Raw genomic sequence first — 23,029 nt, forward strand, 5'->3', positions numbered from 1 at the left:
AGACATGCTCAAAAAAGGGATATACACATAATGTATAATACGAACCAGTTAAAATGATCAACTACCTATTAGTTTTCAAACCAAAAGGAGGAGAAAATATGAGTTACGGTGGTTCTTGTGGTTTTGGTGGAGGTTTCGCTTTACTAGTTGTGTTATTCATTCTATTAATAATTGTAGGATGCAGCTGCTGGGGCGGAGGATACTAATTTTTAATTAGTCTTCACAAATGTAAACTAAAAAAACATTGAAGATACTTATGTATCGAAACAAATAAAAAAGGAGCAACTATGCTCCTTTTTTATTTGTTTAAATGCGTATTCTCACTATATTTCGGGACCGTAATCGTTAAAGTCGTTCCTTTACTAACGATACTTCGGATTTTTAAACTTCCATGCATCGTCTCAATAATTTTAACAGCAACCATCGTACCTAAACCAGTTCCTTTTGTTTTTGTACTAAAATACGGTTCACCGAATCGATGTATTTGCTCCTGTGACATTCCAACTCCGCTATCTTCAATTCGTATTTCAACTTTACTATTATTGATAGATGAGGAAATATTTAAGGTACCACCATTCGGCATTGCTTCAATACTGTTTTTTATTAAGTTTAAAAAACATTGTTGAAAGTGCTGTTTATTACCAACAATGGTTGCCTCAGAAAAATCCTGTGTAATATGTATCGTATTCATATTACACAATGGCAATATCATATTAATAACTCGATTTAACTCTTGCTTTACTGAAATTTGATCTAATTTTTCTGGAGCAGGTTTGGCAAACGTTAAGTAATCATCGATAATTTCTTGGGCACGATTTAACTCTTCAAGTATATGTTTAATATATTCGTCTCTTGATTCAGGAGTTAAATTTGGTGTTTTTAAAAGCTGTGTAAATCCTTTTACAACCGTTAAAGGATTCCTTACTTCGTGCGATATACTTGCAGCGAGTTGGCTAACAATCTCCATTTTTTCTATTTTAATTAATTTTGAGCGCATTAATACAGCATCTTTTATAACTTCATTTATATAAACAATAAATAACATTAAAGTAGTCGGTAATACCATGAAATAAATAATATACAAATTATTCACTTCAAAATCTGATAAAGTTAATACAATTACAGTTGTAAATATTGCTAGGAAAAAGGTTAAAAACATGGAAAAAGCTACTTTAAGCTTTCTATTATATGTATTAAATTTTGAAGATGCGAGTGCTGTAACGATGAACATTATTCCGTAAACAACGACTGTCAGCATATTAAAGCCATAAAATATAAATCTTGTAATTAATAAAATTGTAAACAATATGATACCGACAGGGAATCCACCATAAAGCGTACCTATTATGACCGGAATTTGTCTTAAATCATGAATACAACTTTCATCCATATAGATAGGGTATCGCATACATAAAATAAGCGGGATACTAGAACAAAGGGTAATCAGTAATATTTTGTATTTTTTCAAATAATGCCTGCTATCATATATGAAATAAAAAACAAATATACTACATAAAATGTATAGAAGATTATTTAATACGTTTTGATTAATATAAACAAAGTCCATAATATTTGCCTCGTTATTCTGAATTTACTTAACATATGTATTATACATAATAACATATGTTAAGGTGAATAAACCTTGTTAATACAAGATTAGTTTGGCTTTTTGTTATAAAATGCAAATATTTCTCAAACGTTAGCTATCCAAAGATACTTTTACTAAAATTTTTTACTCCTTCTTCCTGCATGTTCGGTAAAACATGAGAATAAATCCTAAGAGTTAATGAAATGTCTGTATGACCTAATCTCTCACTGATAATTTTAGGATTAACTCTTTGTTTCAATAGTATAGTTGAGTGTGGATGTCTTAAATTACGAGTTTTAATTTTTTTCACTGCTGCATTTTTTATTTCCTTATAAAATTTTTCCTTGAAAGCATTTCTGCATAACCCCCCACCTGATTTATTACAATTAATTAAATCTAAATCTTGATAAGCAGAACTGATTGGTAATAAGAAACGTTTGCATGAGATTCTAAATAAATATAAAAATACTAAAGGAAAGTAAGGTATGAAAAAACAGGTGTTTCAAGAAAAGTGGACGAGCTAGGTCGTGTAGTAATTCCAGTAAGAGTTTATTTGGGAAGTGGCTTTTAAAACTGATGTTGTTGAGTACATGTGGTAGTAAAAGGTAGATGGACATATGAAAAAAGTAGAAATTGATGTTAGTAGCAACAAACTTTTAATAGTTTAGGACGAAAATGTAACAGTAGTCAATCCACCAATGAGCGGATTTGGTGAGCAAGTCGCGGTTTAGATAAACGGTAAGGTTGATCGTGTAGATACTAAGTTTGCTGAAAAGATAAAATGATTATTTTTAGAAAGATACCCAGACGGATTTAGTCGAGAAGCTAGTCAAAATCGCGTAGATGTGAAGTGAAAATCGTAAAAAAAAGAGTCATGAGTGGAAAGGCTCATAGCTCTTTGTATAAGGGTAATGGTTTTATAGGTAAATATTATTATTAAATTCTAAAAAATTTAATGTTAGTAAATTAATTGGTATGTGATTTGGGTTTTATAGAAAGAGATCAGCTAACAACAGCTAGCACTTCTTTATTTTATTCACAAATAGTTCCAGTAGCTATTCCGGTTGGAGCGACACCTACTGGGACATTAGTGATAACAGTATTCGTAGCAATATCAATAACGGAAACAGTATTACTAGCTTGATTTGTAACATATGCTCGAGTGCCATCAGGTATGATGGTTACTTGATCAGGGGATAAACCAACAGAAATTGTATCAATCACAGTATTTGTCGCCACATTTATTACCGATACATTATTGCTAACTTTATTTACAACGTAAATAAGGTTTCCACCCGGTGTAATATCTATGCCAACAGGTTCGGTACCTACGTTAATTGTATTAATAACTGCATTGGTAGCGGTGTTAATAACAGAAACCGTATTGCTGTTTTGATTTGTGACATACGCACGAGTACCATCTAGTGTAAACACGATTATTCTAGGACGAATACCAACAGGGATGGTAGCAATAACTGTGTTGGTAGCAGTATTAATGACAGAAATTGTGTTGCTTAATTCGTTTGCAACATATGCAAAGGCACCATTTGGGGAAACAGTAATCCCTTGTGGAGCGATGCCAACAGGAATAGTATTAATAACTGTGTTTGTTGCCGCATTAATGACAGAAACCGTATTATTACCATGATTTCCAACATAAACAGTTGTGTTATTTGGAGAAACAGCTACACCTATTGGATTAGTTCCAACAGGAATGGTAGCGATAACAGTATTCGTAGCAGTATCAATAACGGAAACGGTATTAGAAAAAATATTAGTAACATAAGCACGAGCTCCATTTGGTGAAACTGTTACTTCAAGTGGTGCATTACCTACAGTAATTGTATCAACTACTATATTTGTTCCGGTGTTAATTACAGATACTGTATCATTTGTAGGGTCATCTATGAGTCCTGCATTTGTAGCATATACTAGGAAATTACATGCAGGTCCGGTTGGCCCGGTAGGTCCGGTCGGTCCAGTAGGTCCCGGTGGACAATCACAATCTCCGGTAGGTCCCGGTGGTCCTTCCGGCCCTTGAATTCCTTGCACACCTTGAGGTCCAGTGGCTCCTGGTGGTCCTTCCGGCCCTTGAATTCCTGGCACACCCTGAAGTCCAGTGGCTCCTTCCGGTCCTTCCGGCCCTTGAATTCCTTGTACACCCTGAGGTCCAGTGGGCCCTTCCGGTCCTTCCGGTCCTTGAATCCCTTGGATACCCTGAGGCCCAGTAGGTCCCGGTGGTCCAGGAATTCCCATTCCGGTCCCTGAACCAGTAGGCCCAGGTGGTCCTGGAGGTCCTTGAATCCCTTGTACACCTTGAGGTCCTTCCGGTCCTTCTGGTCCTTCCGGCCCCTGAAGTCCTTCTACACCTTGAGGTCCTAGAGGCCCTTCAGGCCCTTCCGGTCCCTGAATCCCTGGCACACCTTGAGGTCCTTCCGGTCCTTCTGGTCCTTCCGGCCCCTGAATTCCTTGCACACCTTGAGAACCCTGAGCGCCTCTAGGTCCAGGAAATCCTCTAGGTCCAGTGGCTCCAGTCGGCCCCGGTGTTCCGATGTTACTTAATAGCGAACTATTTAAGATTCCTTGTAAAATTAAGTTGAATGTTTGCTGTAATAAGGGGTCCGATATATTTGAACAACTTATAAGTGAAGACAAGCTTTGGAATAGAAATTGGAATAATGCTGAGATTTGAGTGAGAGATGCGGTAGGTAAAGAATTAATTAATTGATTTATAGTTCTTATAACTAAATTTCTATTTGGTGTATTTGGTTGTACTGCTATTAATAAATCATTTAATGCCTGTAATGCTGATTGGAGTATTTGTATAGTTGTTGGATTTGGTGTTGTGAAAAAAGAAAGGATGGCTTGATTTAATTGATTTATTATTTGCAATAATTCTTGTTGTTGAGCATTCGAGAAAAAAACAGGTGTACAGCAATTACTTTGATCACAAGGGGATATAGAAACAAAGCAGGGTTGCTGAAATTTATCACACGAATTTGATTTTCGATTATATCTCATAAATACCTCCTTTAAAAAATTAAATGTTAAGTAATTTTTGGTAAATTATTAGCAACTGAATTTGTAGGTATATGTTTAATTGAAATGTTTTTTCCTTCAAAGTATATGCCAATAAAATTGAGGTGTTCATATGGGGGATATAGCCAATACTTGGTTGCTAGTAGGAAATTGTAATCATAGGAAAGGAAATGAAGGTTACAAAGTTTATAGAAAAACGATTGTATTTTAAAAAAGCGTTATTGTAATAAAAGTTGAAGTTTATTAAAAAGAAGGAATGAAGGAAGATGTAAAAGATTTTAAAAGATCTATAAAAAAAGAATTCAGTGAAACTCTGAATTCTTCTACACGTATTTTTATTTGTTAATCCATTTAGAAATAATAGGATAATGAAAGTCTTTTTCTTGTAGCACATATAAAATTCCTTTTATAGGTCCAAAAATTAACAAGAGAAACAGTATTAGATATAAAGAAGCTACCCCGAAAATAATCAAAGCGTTATTTGAAGCTAAGTCTAAATTAGACCAAAATAGCATTAAGATTCTTATTATGAAAAGATTCCAAATCACTGTAATTATCCAAATGAATAGTTGAAAAAAACAGCTTCAAGAATATTTTTCCGAATGTTTTGTGATTTACATACAAAATAGAAAACCAAAGGTATATAAAAAATTGTGACACTAAAGAAAATAAGAATAAAAAAAGATAATAATGTAAGAAAATGCATAATTAATTTTATGTTCTTTTCTTGAGTTAGGATTATTAAGGTCCTCCTATATTTATGAGATTTGTTGTGCCTATTAAAATATGTACTGTTGGTAATTATAACATGAAAATGAATTGTAATAGAATAATGCATTAAAAAGAACAAGTAATAAATTAAACAAATGCTTTATTTTGTTATAGATAAATAGGTGACTCAGCAATTGTGCTAGCCGAGTCACCTAGTACTATGGAACCAAATAATGTTCTTTTTCTATATGTAGTTATGTGGAGTTCTTAGAGGCTAGCCCAATAGACAGTTAAGGGATAAATAAAATCATTTTAGAGAGTTTTACATTTTATTATGTTAATGCTACAACAGCAAGAGTTAAGCCCAATGTATTTAATGTATTAGAATATGGTCCTACATTAACAGTAAGAGTACTTGTTATACCTAAAGGTGTAGTGAAAATAGCGGGTGCTGATACAGAAGTGAATCCTGCAGTATATCCCAGAGAAGTACCAGAGCCAATGATTGGATTATTATTCAGATACATAGTGATACCTGCCGAATTACCTCCTGGTTGAATGATAACTTGCACTTCATAGATTGCCAAATAGGTTCTTCCACCTTCAAGTAAAACAGTTGTTGGTGGTGTGAATGAGATTGCCGTACCATTAGAATTTACCACGGTATCTAGTGGAATCGCAGAATTTACTGAGACTATTGATGGGGTAGTTTGAACAACATTTAAACTGTTAGCCGTGGGGGATGGACAAGTGCAAGGTTTGTGAATGTTAGAGTTATTATCATTTTGGTAATTCACAAATAATCAAGCTCCTTTGCGTAAGATAATTTTTTATCCTATATAAAACGTAGCTTTTTTGTATCTAAGTGATTTTTAATAAGTTTTTAAAGATAAGTCGAATATTGTTGGTCAGTTAACTTTTAAAAGTATTTGATACTCTGGAATTTAAAAGTGCATCTGATAAATATATATGAATGTTTTTTAAGGACATTACTGTAAGTTAGGAAACATAATAAAATCGTTATTTTAATAAAAAACGGGAAAATGAGGGGAGTAAAAGGAAAAGAACCCTTTATATAAAGGGTTTTTCTGGTGATTTAATCTATCAATTACATTCTTGGTAATATTCATCACATGAATCGTTATTATCGTTACAGCATATACAAAATGTTTTTTGAACAAATAAACTAACTACACTAGTAGAACCTTCCTGCTTTGTAAGAGTAAGACTTTGAAAATCTTCAACTTGAAATATTTTTGTTTGAACAGGTTGTAATGTAGTAGTAATTGGTACGCTAGATCTTCTTGTTAGAATAGTTACTTGAACGGGTGCACTCATACCGACAACGAATAACTGAATTAATGTTTTGTTATGATTGTTTGTAAAATCCTCAAATACAGTTTGTGGAGCGGTGGTTTCAAGGAAAACTGACACAGGTATATTTCCATTTTCATTTTCTGCAGAACCAGCTATCGTATGAGTTTCAATAAAACAGTTATTTTTTTGATTGTTGGAATGTGATTGGTTTTTATAATATTTTTTACCATCTTTATAAAAGTAATCAGCCATATGAATTTAAAGCTCCCTTCTTTTAAATATCTATATAGTCTATTTAATAAAGTGAAGTAATGCTTGTACAACATAATAAAATCCGCTCTCGTAATTATCTAAAAATGTTATTTGGAAATTAAAGAGCGCCATTCAAGGCGCTCTCGGATAAACATTAATATTGAAAAAGAATACCACATTATATTTTATGCATGTTCTTAATAAATGTGTAGTTTTTTAGCAAAATCCTTATTTGAAAACAAGAAGCCCTAGAGTTAGGGCTCTAGGGCTTCTTATTTTGGTATTCTCACATGGTTTTTCAAAAAGAATAGAACATATTGAAGATAACATGTGAATGTTTCATAAATGTATCAAAAAAGTGAACAAAATTGCTAGTGGAGAAGAAGCAGAAATGAAGTTTCTAATACGTAAGTACGTGAAAGGTATTATTTCCAATGAATAAAATGCGCATGGGACACCTAATCATTATTTTATCGGGGGAAAAGAATATGTTATGAACTTGGTTGAATGAAAAAATGAAAATTTTACTTTTAGAGTGAAACTAAACAAAAACGCTATTTTATTAGAAAAGGAGGATGAAAATGGAGGTCCAGTTAATTCACGAACAAACATATAAAAGTCAGTATGATTTAGAAAATGCAGTAGAAAAATTCTACGATAGTCTCCCAGAAGAATTCGGAATGTTAGAGGACGAGGATATCAAGAAATTTGATCATATAAGCGGAGTATTTGAGGCGACGGCTGTAATGAAGAATGGTTTGAAATTGAAGGTAGAAATATTCTTTGCGGATTGATGCAGACGAAGATGAATCATGAGTTTGTAAAGCTTATCAAGTAGCTTAATAAAAACTTCATTTGAAAGGAAAGTGATCAAGGTGGAAGTTCAATATGATGCGCAGGGCCGAATGAAGTATCATCCCGATTACCATCCGAATCATAAGAAGCCGTATACAACGAAAGGATTAGCCTACATATATAAGTATTATGGATTCGGAAAGGTGAAGGAAATTGCTTTAGCATTAGGAAGAACGGAATTAATGATAAGGCAGCTAGTAAATACTCTCCGGAAGGAATGTTTGAAAAATATAAAACTATAGGTGAGTAATTACAATAAAAATTTCATTTTATAGAAATAAAAACCCTAGTTTCCTAGGGTAATGGTATAACAGCCAAATATATTTTATTCGTTTATATCGTAACTTAATATTACGTTAAATACATCAGGTAAATGAAACCAATTGTAGAAAATAAGAGTAGTTAACAAAAACTAACTGCTCATCTCCAAGGGGGAACAAGGAGAAAATCTAATGTCATATATAGTATTGACGTAATATTTAGTTTTATTCGTGAAGAATTACATTTAACTTAATGCATAACCAATGATTAAAGTTAGTGTTAAAAACACTGATAATAACAATGTTAGCAGAACTGTTACTATGCTTCTAAGCATTGTTATCCAATTACCTGTTTTAGAGAAGCCTTTAATACCAGCAAAAAAAGTTCCTATTGAAAAAATGAGTACAAAAAATAAAGGGTGAAAATAAACGATATTTATAAACGACGCATTCATTTCAGGTGTGCATATTTCAAGATATATAAGAAAAAAAGCAATGCAAATGAATGAAAAAATAAAAGACCATAGATTTATATTATGCTTCATAGGTTGCTCCTTTGTTATCAAAATATTTCTATTAAATTGTAATAGAAAATATAGGAAAAATATAGTGGTTATAAATTGGAATGAATTTTTAAACAAAATAAGCCTTTTGTTTAAAGAAAAACAAGCTACCACGTTACAATAATTAGAAATATTTTCTAAGGTATCCTTAAGAGGGTGGGAATAGAAAGAATATCTTCGAGAGGAAAGGAATTAATTTATATTAGGAAATTGGTTGGGTAAATTAAATTAATAGTCATGACAATGAAGATTTTAAAACTGGTAAGATGGGGATATTTAGTTATTGTAAATGTGAAAAGTGCTGGAATTGTTCTAAAGGAAGGAATATCTGAAATATAAATATAATTGAGGGGAGTGAAATAATAATGGAAACTAGTACTTTTTTAGGGCTGTTCTGGGGATGGATGACGGTTATCGTATCGGGAATACTTTTCGTCCGTCCATCTGTGCTACGTGACTTAAAAAAATTAGTGGTTGAAGACAGAGGATTTGGTATTATGTATGGTTTTCTATCGATTTTCCTAGGATTAGGTACTGTAATTCTACATAATGTATGGGTATTCAACTGGCAGGGATTCCTAACGGTTATTGCATGGCTTGCATTATTAAAGGGAATTTACATAATTGCATATCCTGAACCCTCCAAGAAAACAGACTTTGAAGTAAGGATACTATCAACACGTATAGTACTCGCTATCATTGGTGCTTTGGCTTTATGGATGCTTATAGTAATCTATATAAAATAATCTTTTTTTAATAAATAAAAGAGCCTGATATGAGAGAAAAGGCCTTTTCAAAAATTGCAAATGAGGAAAATCAATGTCAATACTTAATACCAATAAATTAGAAATAATTCCAGGTATTAAGTATTGAGAAATAAAAAATATTTAACGCAACAAAGTGGTTAACTTTATGAGCTAACCACCTGTTCCACAAAAGAAAATTAGGCCCTACAAGTAATAGATGTGTAATTTAAAGTTACAGTTATAGTGTAAGCGAGATTGAAAATGTTATACGAAAGTAATTTTGTTTAAAAGTTTTATTTTGTCATAAATAAAAGAGCATTTAGCCCAGCCTAACTGCTCGATACAGAGGTAATAGTCTAGCTACATAGATATTATATGCTGAGTTATTGATTTTATTTGTGTAAAATACAAAAGAGCAGCTAACAAAACCTAGCCGCTCTAAACAGTGATGTGTCTCTAGATGTAGTTGTAGTATAAACAGAACATTGAGTTTTATTCATGGGGAGATAGAAATGGGCTTGAAAATAGAATATAGTCCGGCTAGAAAACTAGAGGACACCAATTTTTAGAACTGCGATAAAATTGTTTTAAGAAATGGTGGTCTCTTTATTTTGAAAGGGGATTTAGGAAATGAAGGTATTAAAATAGAAATGGTTAATAAACGCATAGATTGATAAAAAGTAAAGGGCAAATCCCTTATGAGAATAAGGAATATTATCATTTTTGTTACTATTTTCTTCTATCTTTATATATAATTAATTTGTATTTTATATATAAATTAGGAGGGAATTTATGACTACAAATAAGGACTACATTCGTTATATCCGGGGAAAAGTAGGGCATGATTTAATATTTCTTAATTTTGCTGGAGGTATTGTTTATAACGAACGAAATGAAATTCTTTTACAAAAACGGGGAGATAGAAATGAATGGGGTCTTCCAGGTGGTGCTATGGAACTTGGAGAATCTCTAGAAGAAACCGCTAAACGAGAAATATTTGAGGAGACAGGATTAAATGTTGAAGTTGAACATCTTATAGGTGTCTATTCTAAATATTCTGGTGAGTTTCCGAACGGAGATAAAGCTCAGACTATCACTCATTGTTTTCAATGTAAGCCAATTGGTGGAGAACTTACTGTAGATGGTATTGAGACTTTGGATTTAAAATACGTCCCAATAGACCAAACGACTTAAGAACATAAAATCAAATTTAGATGAGCAAAGCTATTTCAAGTGAATAGAATCCCTTCTTTAAGAATACATAAAAAATATATATACAAGCGTAGTCTAATCACTACATCATTGGTGAAAGTAGAATTCTATAAATTTTTTGGAGGAAGAGATATGCAAAAAAAGGTTCTCCTGTTTACAGATTTAGGGATTGATGATGCCTTTGCTATACTGTACATCTTTTTTCGTAAAGACATTCAACTTGTAGGAATTGTGGCCGATTATGGAAATGTATCAAGAGAAAATGTAATAAGAAATATAAACTATTTAAAGTACATTGCGGGAAGAGAAGAAATACCTGTATTCCTTGGTGCTTCTGTACCGTTGACAGGTATATTAATTCAGTATTTCCCTGAGGTACATGGAAAAGTTGGATTAGGACCTATTATTCCACCTGAAATTTCATATCCAGTTTATCCTTTAAATGATATTTATCAAATTATAGAATCAAATTTAGAAGATCTTACCATTATCAATTTAGGAAGACTTTCTTCGCTAGCTACGACTTTTGTATTAAATTTAGAAACAATGCGAAATGTAAGAGAATGCATTTGCATGGGGGGAGCTTTTTTCTATCCAGGTAACGTAACTGCTGTGGCTGAAGCTAATTTTTACGCAGATCCTTATGCAGCAAACTTAATTTTACAGCATGCAAAGAACTTGACGATTATTCCTTTAAATGTGACTCAACATGCGATTGTTACACCCGAAATGGTCCAACAAATTGATGCATTTCATCGGAATACACAGGATCTTGCAGGACTCATCATCAAACCTATGTTAGATTATTATTATAATTTCTACTCCAAGTCTAATCCTGGTATAAGTGGAAGTCCTATGCATGATTTTGTAACGGTGTGGTATTTGCTGAATCAAGAGGCTGTTAGTCTTTCAAGGGTACCCATTAAAGTAATTCCTGATCAAGGGGAAGGATTTGGTCAAAGCATTGCAGACTTTCGTTTTGTTACTAATCCAGGCTATAAAACGCATAATGTAGCTTTTCAGTTTGATTATGAATGGTTCAAGAAGGATATTATGGAAACGTTCCTAAAGAAGAGAGTGTAACAGACTTTATTCACTTTACTTAACGTATAGGAATCCGACTTTTTTAGGTTGAAATTCTCTAACATACAAAGCTTCCTAATTGTTGGTACATTAAACTTTTAACTTGATGACTATGTTATTCTACCCCATTCTATACAGTTACTCATTTTTAATGTGTTGTGTAACTCAAAAGAGGAAGTGTTATGAAGCTATGAATATCAAGGGCTGTAGCATTTAAATTAGTTACACAAAATATAAGATATGGGTAAGTGAAGAAAAGGTATAAAAAAGGAGCGTAGTTTGTCCAATAGATGTAATGCTCTATTACTATTAAGTTAAGAAATTCATTGTTTCCGATTAATTGCATCCGTTTTTTGTGATTGTTATTGATTTTAAAAAATAAAAAATCGCCTTATTAAAGGCGATTCATTTTGCATTCTTTTGATAAATAAATATCTTTTAAAATTAAATACAATGTTCTACATTAACATGTTTCTGGATCTTTGTCTTTTTTTCTAAGACCAAATAATCCTAGTAGTCCCAATAAACCAAGCCAAGCCCAATTATTATTTTTATTCTGATTATCATTTAAATCATTTGTCGTATTTACATTTCGAGTTCTCACATCATTATTAACTCTATTCATGTTATAGTCATTAACTCGAGTTGTAATTAGTACGAAACGTTCATAAAACCATTTTTAATATACATGATAATAGTATAAACTCTATATTTCCTTTAATAATTTAGGGTTATATCTTTTCTGCGTTAGCTGCTTTTAACCACGCTTCGTAGAATTCTGTAACTGATGCATACCGTTCTGCGCGATCTTTATTTACAGCACGATACGCTACCTCATATAATTCCTTACTTGCTTCCCATTTTATAAAAGAACGATCTTTTTCGCCGCCTAAAAGTGAGAAAGCCATTGCTCCCATATTAAATACATTTGTTCTTGCATCAATTATAGCGTTTAGTTCAAATTCCTCTGGTGACATAAAACGGGAGGAACCCCATAGCCGGCCCATTTTATTTATGTAAGGTTTCTTACTGTATAAATCTATATCACAAATTTTTGTCTCGTTTGTATTAAAATTATATAGAATACTACCGTCATAAAAATCTATTGCTACATAGTTTTTCTTTTCTACATAAGTATGGAAAGAAAAACTGGAATGTAAGGAATGAATTCGTTCTATAGCAGATAAATGTCTAAATTTATAAAATGGAGAGTTTGGATTTTTATATTTCTCAGGAGGTGGGAAACTCCAATGCGAATGAAGACATTCACCATCAAACCAATCGAAAATTAATACATATCCAGATTGAACTGGAAAATGATCAATTAGTCTTATGAGCGATTCATGCTTTAAATCTTCATAGATAGTAACTGAATTTTTTAGCCTTTTAATAGCGTGACCCGTTGTTCCTTCAAATGCAATTGTTTGTGCTCCTGCGTATTTAATAAATTTCTTATGCCCATCTTTTTCTACACCAAAACTTATATTACCTGAGTCTTGCTGGTCAAAAACTGCAAATACGGTCCCTAATTTAATAAGCCAATCAAAATTATGATATTCTTTTAATTGGAATGTTACGTTATTTAACTGAATTTCCACGGAATTTTCTTTCATAGATTACCTCACATTTAATATAATTAAGTTGTACATTCCACTATTCGACATATTTTATGGAAATCCTATGCTAATAATATAAAACTTTATAAATATAATGATAAACATTTATAAAGAGGTGAATACAATGGACAAACAAATTGTTATTAAAGCATATCAAAAAGACTGGATTGAAGAGTATATAAAAGAAAAAGAGAAATTCTGTTCCTTGTTAGGACAAGAAATAATTGCTGTTGAGCATATAGGAAGCACTGCAGTAGAAGGATTAGGAGCTAAACCTCTTATTGATATGATGATTGGCGTAACAGACTTACAAATTACTGAAAACTGGATTGAAATTCTATCGGAAATTGGATATGAGTTTGTTCCAAAAGATGCAATCAATTGGCGTTTTTTTAGAAAGGGAAAATGGAGAGCCGGTACTCATCATTTGCATATTTATATTTATAATAGTGATGAGTGGAGAAACAATATTTTATTTCGTGACTTTCTAATAAGCCATGAATGGGCACGTAAAGAATATAGAGAATTAAAAGAGAGGCATGCTATTACATATGCTTTTGATCGTGTCTCATATACAAAGGCGAAAGCGCCGTTTATTCAAAATATAATAAAGTTAGCTAAAAAAATCAATAGTAATTGATATTCTCATTTTATTTTAATCTTTTTCTCATGTTCTTTTCTTTTTTATTTGATAGACTGCTTGTTACAAAGCCTTTATTAGTAAGGGGATTAAATAAAATGGAGAAGATATTAAGAAATAAATATTTGCATGTGTGTGTTAAAATTATAGGCATTACTATTATTATTTGTAGTGTAGAATTGCTATTTATTAATGTTATGTACGGCAATGCACTGAATGTAAAAGGATTAAATAAAAAATTAGGCTCTTTTGGTGAATATGGGGCGATTATCGCTGCTTCACTATGGTTTTTACGGCATATATGGTTGTTTTTAAAGAATAAAAATATACAAGGATTTAAAAAAGTTAAAGAAATATATCTATTCGCCAAAAAGTTTCATGTATTAATTGGTTACGCTGTAATAGCTGTTACGATTACTCACGGTGTTTATTTTTTAATAAAAGGGAGTCGTCATATTTTACTCATATACAGTGGTATATTTTCTCTATTAGCTATAATTGTACTAGGGATTGTTGGGTTTTATTTACAGCGAATAAATAATAAAGAAAAATTTGTGATGTATAAAAAAGTGCATCAAATCATTGTAATTATTTTTGGAATAGGATTATTTATTCATTTAATCGTCTAGGAGGAACTACTGTTGCAACACATTTTAATTATTGAGGATGAGGAAAGTTTAGCAGATTTTTTAGAATTAGAACTAAAATATGAAGGGTATCAAGTAGATATACAACTTGATGGGAGAAAAGGATTAAGCGCAGCACTTGAAAAGGATTACGATCTCATATTGCTGGATTTAATGCTGCCTGGATTAAATGGACTAGAGGTATGTCGTCGACTAAGAGCTACTAAAAATACACCTATTATTATGCTGACTGCTCGTGATAGTATTATGGACCGTGTGACAGGTTTAGATAGTGGAGCTGATGATTATCTTCCGAAACCATTTGCAATTGAAGAACTGTTAGCACGTATGAGAGTGATATTTAGACGAGAAGAACATAATGAAAACAAGCAGGTTTCATTTCTTACATTCAAAGATTTGCAACTTCAGATTGAATCTCGAACTATAACTAAAGGAAATGAAGAAATTGAACTTACAAATAAAGAATTCGAGTTATTGCTTATGTTTATGAAAAATATTAATCGCGTACTTACTCGTGATATTTTATTGGACCAAGTATGGGGATATGGTGCAATTGTTGAGACAAATATCGTTGATGTATATGTTCGTTATTTGCGAAACAAGTTACATAGTGTAGATAAGGAGGAGTATATCCAAACAGTCCGTGGTGCGGGATATATAATGAAATGATAAAAAATATTGTGTTTCGAATTCGAAATCTACCTATAAAGTGGAAACTAACACTTTGGTCCACTACACTAGTATTTATTTTATTCATTTTATATAGTGCATTGCAGTTTATTGTAATTAATAAGTGGACTATAGATTATGAACAGAAACAAATAAATAGGCAAGTGACGGAAATAGCAGCATATTTCCAAGATAAAAATGATACCCTTTCGAGTAAAACATTTGAAAATAGTAAAGAGTTTCTAAACAATATGATTGATAAGCATCAAATGATTCGTATTATTGACATGAATGGGGAGCCGATTATTACTGTTTCACGAGATTTTAATGAAACGTGGGTAAAACCGAAGCAGGTTATAAAAGATGAGTCATTTATAAAAAGGCATTTAGAAGATCGAATATTAGTTAAGCGCATACCAATTAAAACGAAAGACTTTACTGGCACTATTGAACTTACGAAAAACCTAGAGATATTTGATCATTTATTAAAAATTATTTTAGTGGTAATGGTTATTGCTGGAATATTCGGATTGATATTTAGTTTTTTAGGCGGGATACTTATAACGAAGAAACTATTATCAAGTGTCCAAAGTATAACAGATACGATGAAACGTATTAAGAAGAATGGACTAAATGAACGAGTTCCAGTACGAGAAAATAACGATGAGCTTGCAAAATTAGCACTTCTTTTTAACGAGATGATGGATGAAGTAGAAACTTCTTTTACACAACAGAAACAGTTTGTTGAAGACGCATCTCATGAATTAAGAACACCGTTAACAATTATTCATGGGCACTTAGCGATGTTAAATCGATGGGGGAAAAGTGATCCAGCAGTATTAGATAAATCTCTTCAATCTAGTTTAAAGGAAGTAGATCGTTTAAATAAATTAGTTTCAGAATTGCTAGAACTATCAAGAGCTGAATCTGAACAATTGCATCCAATAGCAGCTGAGCCAGTACATGTAAATAGCGTATTAAAACATGTTACACAAAACTTTGTAGTACTTCAAAGTGATTTTCAATTTGATATGAAATTTGGGGATGATGCAGCTTATGTGTCAATGCCATCATCTTACTTAGAACAAATTATTATTATCATAATGGATAATGCAGTTAAGTATACAAAAGAGATTAATAAATATATTTGCATAGAATCTAGTTTACAATCAGGGAAAGTTAAAATTTGTGTAATAGATCATGGAGCGGGAATACCTGAATCCGATTTACCATTTGTTCTTAATCGGTTTTACCGAGTTGACAAAGCGAGAAGTCGAAAACAAGGTGGTAACGGGCTAGGCTTGTCTATTGCCAAACGACTTGTAGAAAAATATAACGGAAATATTCAAATAGAGAGTAAAGAAAATGAAGGAACAATCGTTACGATTACATTACCGTGTATAATAAAATAAGCAATCAAAGAAGGGATGCTTTTTGCATTCCTTCTTTTTTTACGATCAAATCATTTTGTTTATTTCGAAATTTCTAGTACATTAAAATTATTAAGGGGGAATAATAATGAAAGCTATCGTACATCAATATAAAACTGGATTTGACGGTGTAGAATATAAAATATCACCTGGGAGAACACTTAATGATGGGGAAGTTAAAGTGAAATTAAAATCAGCAGGTTTAAATCATCGGGATTTATTTATTATGAATAATAGAAAAGAAATGCAATTACCTTTAATCTTAGGATCAGATGGTGCAGGTATTGTTACGGAAATTGGAAATGGTGTTTCTGATAACATACTACATACAGAAGTTATTATTAATCCTAGTATTGGATGGGAACATGCTACTGAAGTACCGGAGTTACCGGAAGTGCTAGGTGGACCAAAAGATGGAACGTTTGCTGAATATGTAATTGTACCAGCTGAAAATGTAGTAGAAAAGCCGTCATATCTTACTTGGGAAGAATCAGGTGTTTTATCTTTATCCGCATTAACTGCATATAGAGCGCTTTTTACAAAAGGTAGATTGAAGTGCGGCGAACACGTTTTAATTCCGGGAATAGGCGGTGGTGTTGCTACTTTTTCCATGTTATTCGCGAAAGCAATCGGCGCAAAAGTGAGTGTTACTTCAAGGGTAGAGAATAAAATGGAACTTGCTGAAAAATATGGTGCAGATATTTCGTTTCATAGTGCCGGAAATTGGGGAGAGAGCTTACAAGGTGAAAAAGTAGATTTAATAATAGATAGTATAGGTCCGGCAACTTTTTTGAAATATTTTGATGTATTAAAACCAAATGGAAGAATCGTGAATTTTGGTGCAAGCTCAGGAGATAAAATTGAATTACCATTACGCGCATTATTTTATAATCAAATTGATATTATGGGAACATCCATGGGTAGCCGTGAGGAATTTAATGAGATGATAAAGTTTATAGAAAAACATCAAATTAAACCAATTATTGATAAAGTTTACTCGTTAGAAGAAGCAATTAGTGCGCTAAGCCGTATGGAGATTGGAGAACAATTCGGAAATATTGTACTTCAAATGAATTAAAAAATATGATTTTGCAATTAGTATATTTAAATGAACATGTTATGTATCCAAAACAAGAAAAAATACGAACCGCCTTATTATAAAGGCTTACCGGCTTTATACATAAATAGCGTATAAAATTTGTTTTATAATTGTCACATGAGTAATAGTAAAATGAGAATTAGATGAAAAAAGTTTAAGCCTATTTTCATAATGGTATTGTATACTGTGTAAATCAAGAACACTTGTATGTAAGGAGAGAGTTTAATGAATTACACAGTATTTCAGTGGTTTAATAATTTTGCTGGTTCATCCAAACTATTAGATACGCTAATGGTTGCTATTACAAATAGCGCTGCATACGTAGCCATTCTATTTATGCTTATCTTATGGTTTAATAATGGAAAGAAAGAGAAAGCAATTAGAAAACAATATACAGTTTTATATACGACGCTTTCGGTTATTATTGCATTATTAGTAAATGTTCTTATACACGCGGTATATTACCATCCGCGTCCGTTCGTATCACATGATGTACATCAATTAGTACCACATGCAGCAGATTCATCATTCGTTAGTGATCATTCTGTACTTGTATTTTCAATCGCCTTCGTATTTATTCTTAGAGGAGAAAAACTGAAATATATCGCGCTATTATGGGCAGTACTAGTCGGTATATCACGTATGTACGTAGGTGTTCATTATCCTTTAGATATACTTGGTGCAGCATTCTTAACACTTATTACGAGTGCTTTAGTAATGCAAAGTACACGTATGTTTGAACCAATAGCGAAACTTGTATTCAAAATGTATGCATTAGTAGCGAGACGAATTCCTTTCTTAGCGAAATATAACCATATCGCATAATTTTCCTATAAAAAGTTCCCCTTTGGACATCCAGAGGGGAATTTTTTTATAGGAAATACGAAAAGAGTTTAGAGTGCTCTGTAATCAAGTTGTACTAATTAATATTCAGAAATTTCACGCACCGTATTTTAAATAAAAAAATAAAGACACAAAATAACAATAGTCAGTTTCGCATTGTTTTAAAGGAATTAAAAAGAAAACTTCGAAACATATAGTATTGCAAACAAAAACTACAAATTTCAAACCATATCTTCGTATAAATCAATCCAAAAAGAAAGGAGATAAATATGCAAAAACTTCAAACGAATAAAGGCGCTCGATATATGATGATTGCTTTTATTGTTTTGTTTCTTATTATGATTTTGCGTATATTCTATATTCAGGCAGTAGGAGTCGTGCATAATGTGAATGTAAAGGATCTCGCGAATGAACAACATAATAAAAAAGGTGTTTTAGAAGCGAATCGTGGCACTATCTATGATCAAACCGGAAAGGTGTTAGTACAAGATTCTACAACATATCGAGTTGTTGTGAATTTAAAAGGAAAAGATAAAGTGAAAAATAAAGATGAAACCGCACAACAATTAGCCGATGCGCTTGAAATTGATAAAGAAGAAGTATTAAAAAACTTTCATGAAGGGCGTACGCAAGTTGAAATTGGGAAAATTGGTCGGAACTTATCTAGGGAAAAGAAGGAAAAAATTAATGATTTAAAAATACCAGGTGTATCTTTTATGTCGGAAAAAGCAAGAGTGTATCCAAATGAAGACTTTGCATCCTATATACTTGGTTTTGCTAGACCAGATGATAAAGGGAATACGGAAGGGAAGTTTGGGCTTGAAAAGAGTTTGGATAAATATTTGCGCTCTACAAACGGGAATATAGAATATGTGGGTACACGAAGGGGGATTCCGCTTACGAATGATATAGGTAAAGTAGAACCAGCTAAAAATGGGAATAACGTATATTTAACGCTTGATAAACAAATTAATAGCTTTTTAGAAGAAGCGATGAACAAAGCGCAAGAACATTATGATCCTTCTATGTTAATTGGCATTATTGCTGATCCAAAAACAGGAAAGGTGTTAGCAATGTCTAGTAAACCTAGTTACAATCCTAATGTAGGTGATATCGAATACTTTTTAAATGACCCGATTGCAAATGCATATGAACCAGGTTCAACAATGAAAGTTTTTACGTTAGCAGCTGCCATTAATGAAGGTGTATATAACGGAAAAGAATATTTTCAATCTGGAAAATATTCCGTTGGTTCATCTGATATAAAAGACCATAATGGTGGATTTGGATGGGGATCAATTACATTTGATGAAGGATTTGAAAGGTCATCAAACGTAGCTTTTTCTATTTTAGAAGATCAGTTACTGAAACCAAATAAATTTAAGCAATATATGAATAAATTTGGATTCAATCAAAAAACAGGGATAGATTTACCTGGAGAAAGGAAAAATACTTTATTATTAAATACACAAATTCAACAGGTTACAACTTCTTTTGGTCAAGGTTCTACAGTAACTCCGATTCAATTAATCCAAGCGGCTACTGCTATAGCAAATGACGGGAAAATGATGCAACCATATATCGTTGATAAAGTTGTAAATCCAACAAACAAAGAAGTTATTATGGAAAATCAACCGAAAGAAATTGGGAATCCGATAAAAAAAGAAACAGCGGACAAAGTTAGAAGCTTAATGGAGCGTGTCATAACATCTTCAAAAGGAACTGGTACAATGTATAAAGTGGATGGTTATCCAATTGGAGGTAAAACAGGAACAGCACAAATCCCGAATCCTGAAAACGGCCGATATATGGAAGGGAAAGAGAATTACATTTTCTCCTTTTTAGGAATGGCTCCAATTGATGATCCGGAGTTAATCGTATACTTAGCTATTAAGCAGCCAAAGTTAAAAGGAGATGAGTATGGAGCTCAGCCTCTTGCTGAAATATTTAAACCTGTTATAAAAAACAGCCTTGAATATTTAAAGGTGAAACCGTATACAGAAAAACAAATAGCTGATGCAACGAAGCAATCTCAATTAAAAGTACAAAATTATGTAAATCAATCGATGGGTACAGCAGAGAAAAGTGTAGAAAAAGAGAAGCTACAGCCAATAATTTTAGGAGAAGGAAAAATAATAAAACAATATCCACAGTCTGGCGAGGTCATGAGTGAAGGGGATCGTATATTTTTATTAGGGAATAACGCACAAATGCCAAATATAAAAGGTTGGTCCATGCGTGATGTTATGTATTTCTCTAAGCTTTTGAAATTAGATTTGAAAACTTCTGGTACAGGTTATGTAACGAGCCAAAGTATTGAAAAAGGACAAAATTTACAAGAAGGAGATACACTGGAACTAGAATTAGAACCGCCGTTACAACCGTTAACAGAGGCGAATACGAATTAATTCAAACTTGTTGAAGAACCTATATCCAATAGGTTCTTTTTTAAAAATTTATGAGTAATTTCACGCACCGTATTTTTTAGAAAAAATAATAAATAAAATACTTAACAGTTACTAAAACAAAAAAACTTACATATATTGAAATTAGAACGATTGTTCAATTTTTGTATTAAACGATGGAAGGAGTCTACATTGAATAAAAGACGATATGATAGTGATTTAGCCAAAGAAATAATAGCAGAAAAAGCGATAGAGTTATTTTCCTTAAAAGGGTATACAAGAACCTCCATTGATAACATTGCTAAAGCCTCTGGTTATAGTAAAGGACATATATATTATCATTATAAAAATAAAGAAGAATTATTTGTTTATTTAGCTAAAGACAGTATGAAAAACTGGCATGATAAATGGGAAATGGCAGAAAAACAGTATACAAACGCAACTGAAAAATTATATGGAATGGCTAAATTTGTACTTTATAATTACAAAACGCCGTTATTAAGAGCGGGGCAAGAACTTGCCTCTGATCCGAGCACGAATCCTTCTACAGTTCAACAACTTTATGGTTTAGCTGTTGTCCCTTTAAAGGCATATCAACAAATTTTAGATGAAGGTATAAAAAGTGGTGAGTTTTATATGAAAAATGTTGAGGGTTCATGCCTTTTATTAGGTTCATGGCTAGGTGGATTATGTCAATTCATTCATTCAATTGAAATGGAGAAATTAGAAGTTTTATTTGAAGAAGCTATTAAAATTTTTTTACTCTCTATTTCAAACAAATTTATGTAGCGTGACACGCGAATTAGAACGATTGTTCAAATCCTTACACTCGTCCGTTTTCATTTTATGCATAAACAACAGGAGGTTATTTATATGGATGAGCAAAAAATCGCAATTATAACTGGCGGCGCTTCTGGTATTGGTAAAGCTTTAGCCATTCAATTAGCAAATAAAGATATATTTGTAATTATCGCTGATATTAATGAAACTTGTGGCCAAGTCCTTGTGAATAATATAAAAAATAATAATCAACTAGCTAGGTTCGAATATTTAGATGTTACTAACGCTGGATCCGTAGAAGAACTTATTATAAAAATAGTTAATGAGTTTGGTAGAATTGATTATATGTTTAATAATGCAGGAATTGCTATGTATGGAGAAGTATTCGATATGTCTTTGGATGATTGGAAACATATTATTGAAATAAATTTATTAGGAGTAATTTACGGGACACAATTGGCTTACCAATTCATGAAAAAACAAGGATTTGGTCATATCATTAATACTGCTTCTGCAACTGGTTTAGGACCAGCTCCCTTTTGTACCGCGTATGCAACAACCAAACATGCTATCGTAGGTTTAACAACTTCATTACATTATGAGGCGGAAGAATACGGTGTAAATGTAAGTGTGCTTTGTCCAACTTTTGTAGATACACCCATATTTGAAAAATCAATTGCAATTAATATGAATAAGAATCAAATTATAAAACAACTAAAAACAAATAAGCCAATTTCAGCTGACAAGTTTGCTGAAATTGCACTGAAAGCTATTCATAAAAATAAATTAGTAATTTGTCCAATGCCATTAAAAAAAACGATGGACGTATTCTTTACTTTATTTCCTTATCTTCATAAAAAGCTAATGCGTTTCGTATGTCGAATTGGTCGTAAAGCAAAAATGACGAAAATATAAATGTCTGATTATTGTTTATTTACAGTTAAATGTATATGTGATAATATGGAAAAAATAAATGCAGTGAAGAGAAGAGTAAATAAAATGAATTTTTCACAGAGAGCTCCATGTAGCTGAAAAGGAGTAAAAATTCTTTATTGAACCAAGCCTCTGAGCAGCACATCGGAACCTATTATTAGGGGATGGTGTGACGGGAGCTCCCGTTATAGAGCTATGGTATAAGCATGAATTAGAATGCAGTACCTGATAAGGTTAGTATGGTGACATATTAACAAACTAGGGTGGCACCGCGATGATAAATCTCGTCCCTAAGATTAAAAGTCTTGGGGGTGGGATTTTTTTATTGTTGTAAAACAATT

The 23,029-nt window shown here is 32.3% G+C and carries 18 protein-coding genes, 7 pseudogenes and 1 other annotated feature; of the genes and pseudogenes, 16 read left to right on the plus strand and 9 right to left on the minus strand.

The genetic code is table 11. From position 1 onward, the window contains the following. Positions 1-98: 98 nt before the first annotated feature. Positions 99-206 (plus strand): YjcZ family sporulation protein, encoded by a 108-nt coding sequence (locus AC3EMB_RS12940; protein WP_000120182.1) that lies wholly within the window; start codon positions 99-101, stop codon positions 204-206. 92 nt (positions 207-298) lie between these two features. Here the strand turns inward: AC3EMB_RS12940 and AC3EMB_RS12945 are convergent, their stop codons facing one another. Both AC3EMB_RS12945 and AC3EMB_RS12950 read right to left on the minus strand, forming a co-directional pair. Then, the gene (locus AC3EMB_RS12945; RefSeq protein ID WP_488517747.1) at positions 299-1,567 is read right to left on the minus strand and encodes a LytS/YhcK type 5TM receptor domain-containing protein; all 1,269 of its coding nucleotides are present in this window, start codon (positions 1,565-1,567) and stop codon (positions 299-301) included. Between the two features lie 136 nt (positions 1,568-1,703). Next, positions 1,704-2,009 (minus strand): annotated as a pseudogene (locus tag AC3EMB_RS12950) (tyrosine-type recombinase/integrase); the annotation flags it as partial. 196 nt (positions 2,010-2,205) lie between these two features. Between AC3EMB_RS12950 and AC3EMB_RS12955 the strand changes: the two are divergent. Next, positions 2,206-2,319: pseudogene (locus AC3EMB_RS12955) on the plus strand (DUF3954 domain-containing protein). 301 nt (positions 2,320-2,620) lie between these two features. On the opposite strand, the gene AC3EMB_RS12960 reads toward AC3EMB_RS12955, so the two are convergent. From AC3EMB_RS12960 to AC3EMB_RS12975, 4 genes and pseudogenes are all read right to left on the minus strand, one after another. Beyond that, the gene (locus AC3EMB_RS12960) at positions 2,621-4,609 is read right to left on the minus strand and encodes a YVTN family beta-propeller repeat protein (RefSeq protein ID WP_488517748.1); all 1,989 of its coding nucleotides are present in this window, start codon (positions 4,607-4,609) and stop codon (positions 2,621-2,623) included. A 353-nt stretch (positions 4,610-4,962) separates the two neighbouring features. Further along, positions 4,963-5,369, minus strand: a pseudogene (locus tag AC3EMB_RS12965) (magnetosome magnetite crystal formation protein family). Positions 5,370-5,670: 301 nt separating this feature from the next. Further along, positions 5,671-6,135 carry a hypothetical protein gene (locus AC3EMB_RS12970; protein WP_001109248.1) on the minus strand — a complete coding sequence of 155 codons (465 nt, stop codon included), beginning with the start codon at positions 6,133-6,135 and terminating at the stop codon, positions 5,671-5,673. A gap of 307 nt (positions 6,136-6,442) precedes the next feature. Beyond that, entirely contained in the window at positions 6,443-6,907 is a 465-nt protein-coding gene (locus tag AC3EMB_RS12975; RefSeq protein ID WP_000796393.1) for a hypothetical protein, read from the minus strand. 581 nt (positions 6,908-7,488) lie between these two features. Between AC3EMB_RS12975 and AC3EMB_RS12980 the strand changes: the two are divergent. Together AC3EMB_RS12980 and AC3EMB_RS12985 are read left to right on the plus strand one after the other, a co-directional pair. Continuing rightward, a pseudogene (locus tag AC3EMB_RS12980) lies at positions 7,489-7,723 on the plus strand (hypothetical protein). 59 nt (positions 7,724-7,782) lie between these two features. Continuing rightward, positions 7,783-8,012 (plus strand): annotated as a pseudogene (locus tag AC3EMB_RS12985) (DNA-entry nuclease). 255 nt (positions 8,013-8,267) lie between these two features. On the opposite strand, the gene AC3EMB_RS12990 reads toward AC3EMB_RS12985, so the two are convergent. After that, complete coding sequence (locus AC3EMB_RS12990; RefSeq protein WP_488517749.1) at positions 8,268-8,567, minus strand: hypothetical protein; 300 nt, start codon at positions 8,565-8,567, stop codon at positions 8,268-8,270. 383 nt (positions 8,568-8,950) lie between these two features. Between AC3EMB_RS12990 and AC3EMB_RS12995 the strand changes: the two genes are divergently transcribed. From AC3EMB_RS12995 to AC3EMB_RS13005, 3 genes and pseudogenes are all read left to right on the plus strand, one after another. Next, positions 8,951-9,331: a hypothetical protein gene (locus AC3EMB_RS12995; RefSeq protein ID WP_000450247.1), complete on the plus strand. Its 381-nt coding sequence runs from the start codon at positions 8,951-8,953 to the stop codon at positions 9,329-9,331. A gap of 792 nt (positions 9,332-10,123) precedes the next feature. After that, positions 10,124-10,516, plus strand: a pseudogene (locus tag AC3EMB_RS13000) (NUDIX hydrolase); the annotation flags it as partial. Positions 10,517-10,675: 159 nt separating this feature from the next. After that, complete coding sequence (locus tag AC3EMB_RS13005; RefSeq protein ID WP_001170283.1) at positions 10,676-11,626, plus strand: nucleoside hydrolase; 951 nt, start codon at positions 10,676-10,678, stop codon at positions 11,624-11,626. Positions 11,627-12,089: 463 nt separating this feature from the next. Here the strand turns inward: AC3EMB_RS13005 and AC3EMB_RS13010 are convergent. Next, a pseudogene (locus AC3EMB_RS13010) lies at positions 12,090-12,278 on the minus strand (WGxxGxxG family protein); the annotation flags it as partial. 79 nt (positions 12,279-12,357) lie between these two features. After that, entirely contained in the window at positions 12,358-13,239 is an 882-nt protein-coding gene (locus AC3EMB_RS13015; RefSeq protein WP_098852804.1) for a protein kinase domain-containing protein, read from the minus strand. Positions 13,240-13,366: 127 nt separating this feature from the next. On the opposite strand from AC3EMB_RS13015, the gene AC3EMB_RS13020 reads away from it, so the two are divergent. From AC3EMB_RS13020 to AC3EMB_RS13060, 9 genes are all read left to right on the plus strand, one after another. Beyond that, positions 13,367-13,882, plus strand: a complete 516-nt coding sequence (locus tag AC3EMB_RS13020) for a GrpB family protein (RefSeq protein WP_488517750.1) — start codon at positions 13,367-13,369, stop codon at positions 13,880-13,882. 98 nt (positions 13,883-13,980) lie between these two features. Continuing rightward, positions 13,981-14,511, plus strand: coding sequence for a hypothetical protein (locus AC3EMB_RS13025; RefSeq protein ID WP_016081420.1), 531 nt, complete (start codon positions 13,981-13,983; stop codon positions 14,509-14,511). A 12-nt stretch (positions 14,512-14,523) separates the two neighbouring features. After that, positions 14,524-15,198, plus strand: coding sequence for a response regulator transcription factor (locus tag AC3EMB_RS13030; RefSeq protein ID WP_089171143.1), 675 nt, complete (start codon positions 14,524-14,526; stop codon positions 15,196-15,198). Further along, entirely contained in the window at positions 15,195-16,610 is a 1,416-nt protein-coding gene (locus tag AC3EMB_RS13035; protein WP_243168465.1) for a HAMP domain-containing sensor histidine kinase, read from the plus strand. The genes AC3EMB_RS13030 and AC3EMB_RS13035 overlap by 4 nt, the downstream gene beginning before the upstream one ends. Positions 16,611-16,716: 106 nt before the next feature. Next, positions 16,717-17,706, plus strand: a complete 990-nt coding sequence (locus tag AC3EMB_RS13040; protein WP_048564730.1) for a zinc-binding dehydrogenase — start codon at positions 16,717-16,719, stop codon at positions 17,704-17,706. Between the two features lie 246 nt (positions 17,707-17,952). After that, positions 17,953-18,552 (plus strand): undecaprenyl-diphosphatase, encoded by a 600-nt coding sequence (locus AC3EMB_RS13045; protein ID WP_016081416.1) that lies wholly within the window; start codon positions 17,953-17,955, stop codon positions 18,550-18,552. 287 nt (positions 18,553-18,839) lie between these two features. After that, positions 18,840-20,978: a penicillin-binding protein gene (locus tag AC3EMB_RS13050; protein ID WP_089171145.1), complete on the plus strand. Its 2,139-nt coding sequence runs from the start codon at positions 18,840-18,842 to the stop codon at positions 20,976-20,978. Between the two features lie 189 nt (positions 20,979-21,167). Further along, positions 21,168-21,764: a TetR/AcrR family transcriptional regulator gene (locus tag AC3EMB_RS13055; protein WP_089171146.1), complete on the plus strand. Its 597-nt coding sequence runs from the start codon at positions 21,168-21,170 to the stop codon at positions 21,762-21,764. Positions 21,765-21,848: 84 nt separating this feature from the next. Then, positions 21,849-22,670 carry an SDR family NAD(P)-dependent oxidoreductase gene (locus AC3EMB_RS13060; protein ID WP_089171147.1) on the plus strand — a complete coding sequence of 274 codons (822 nt, stop codon included), beginning with the start codon at positions 21,849-21,851 and terminating at the stop codon, positions 22,668-22,670. Positions 22,671-22,724: 54 nt separating this feature from the next. Then, positions 22,725-22,983: a binding site (T-box leader), on the plus strand. Positions 22,984-23,029: the final 46 nt, after the last annotated feature.

The organism is Bacillus sp. LQ16 (assembly GCF_057784645.1).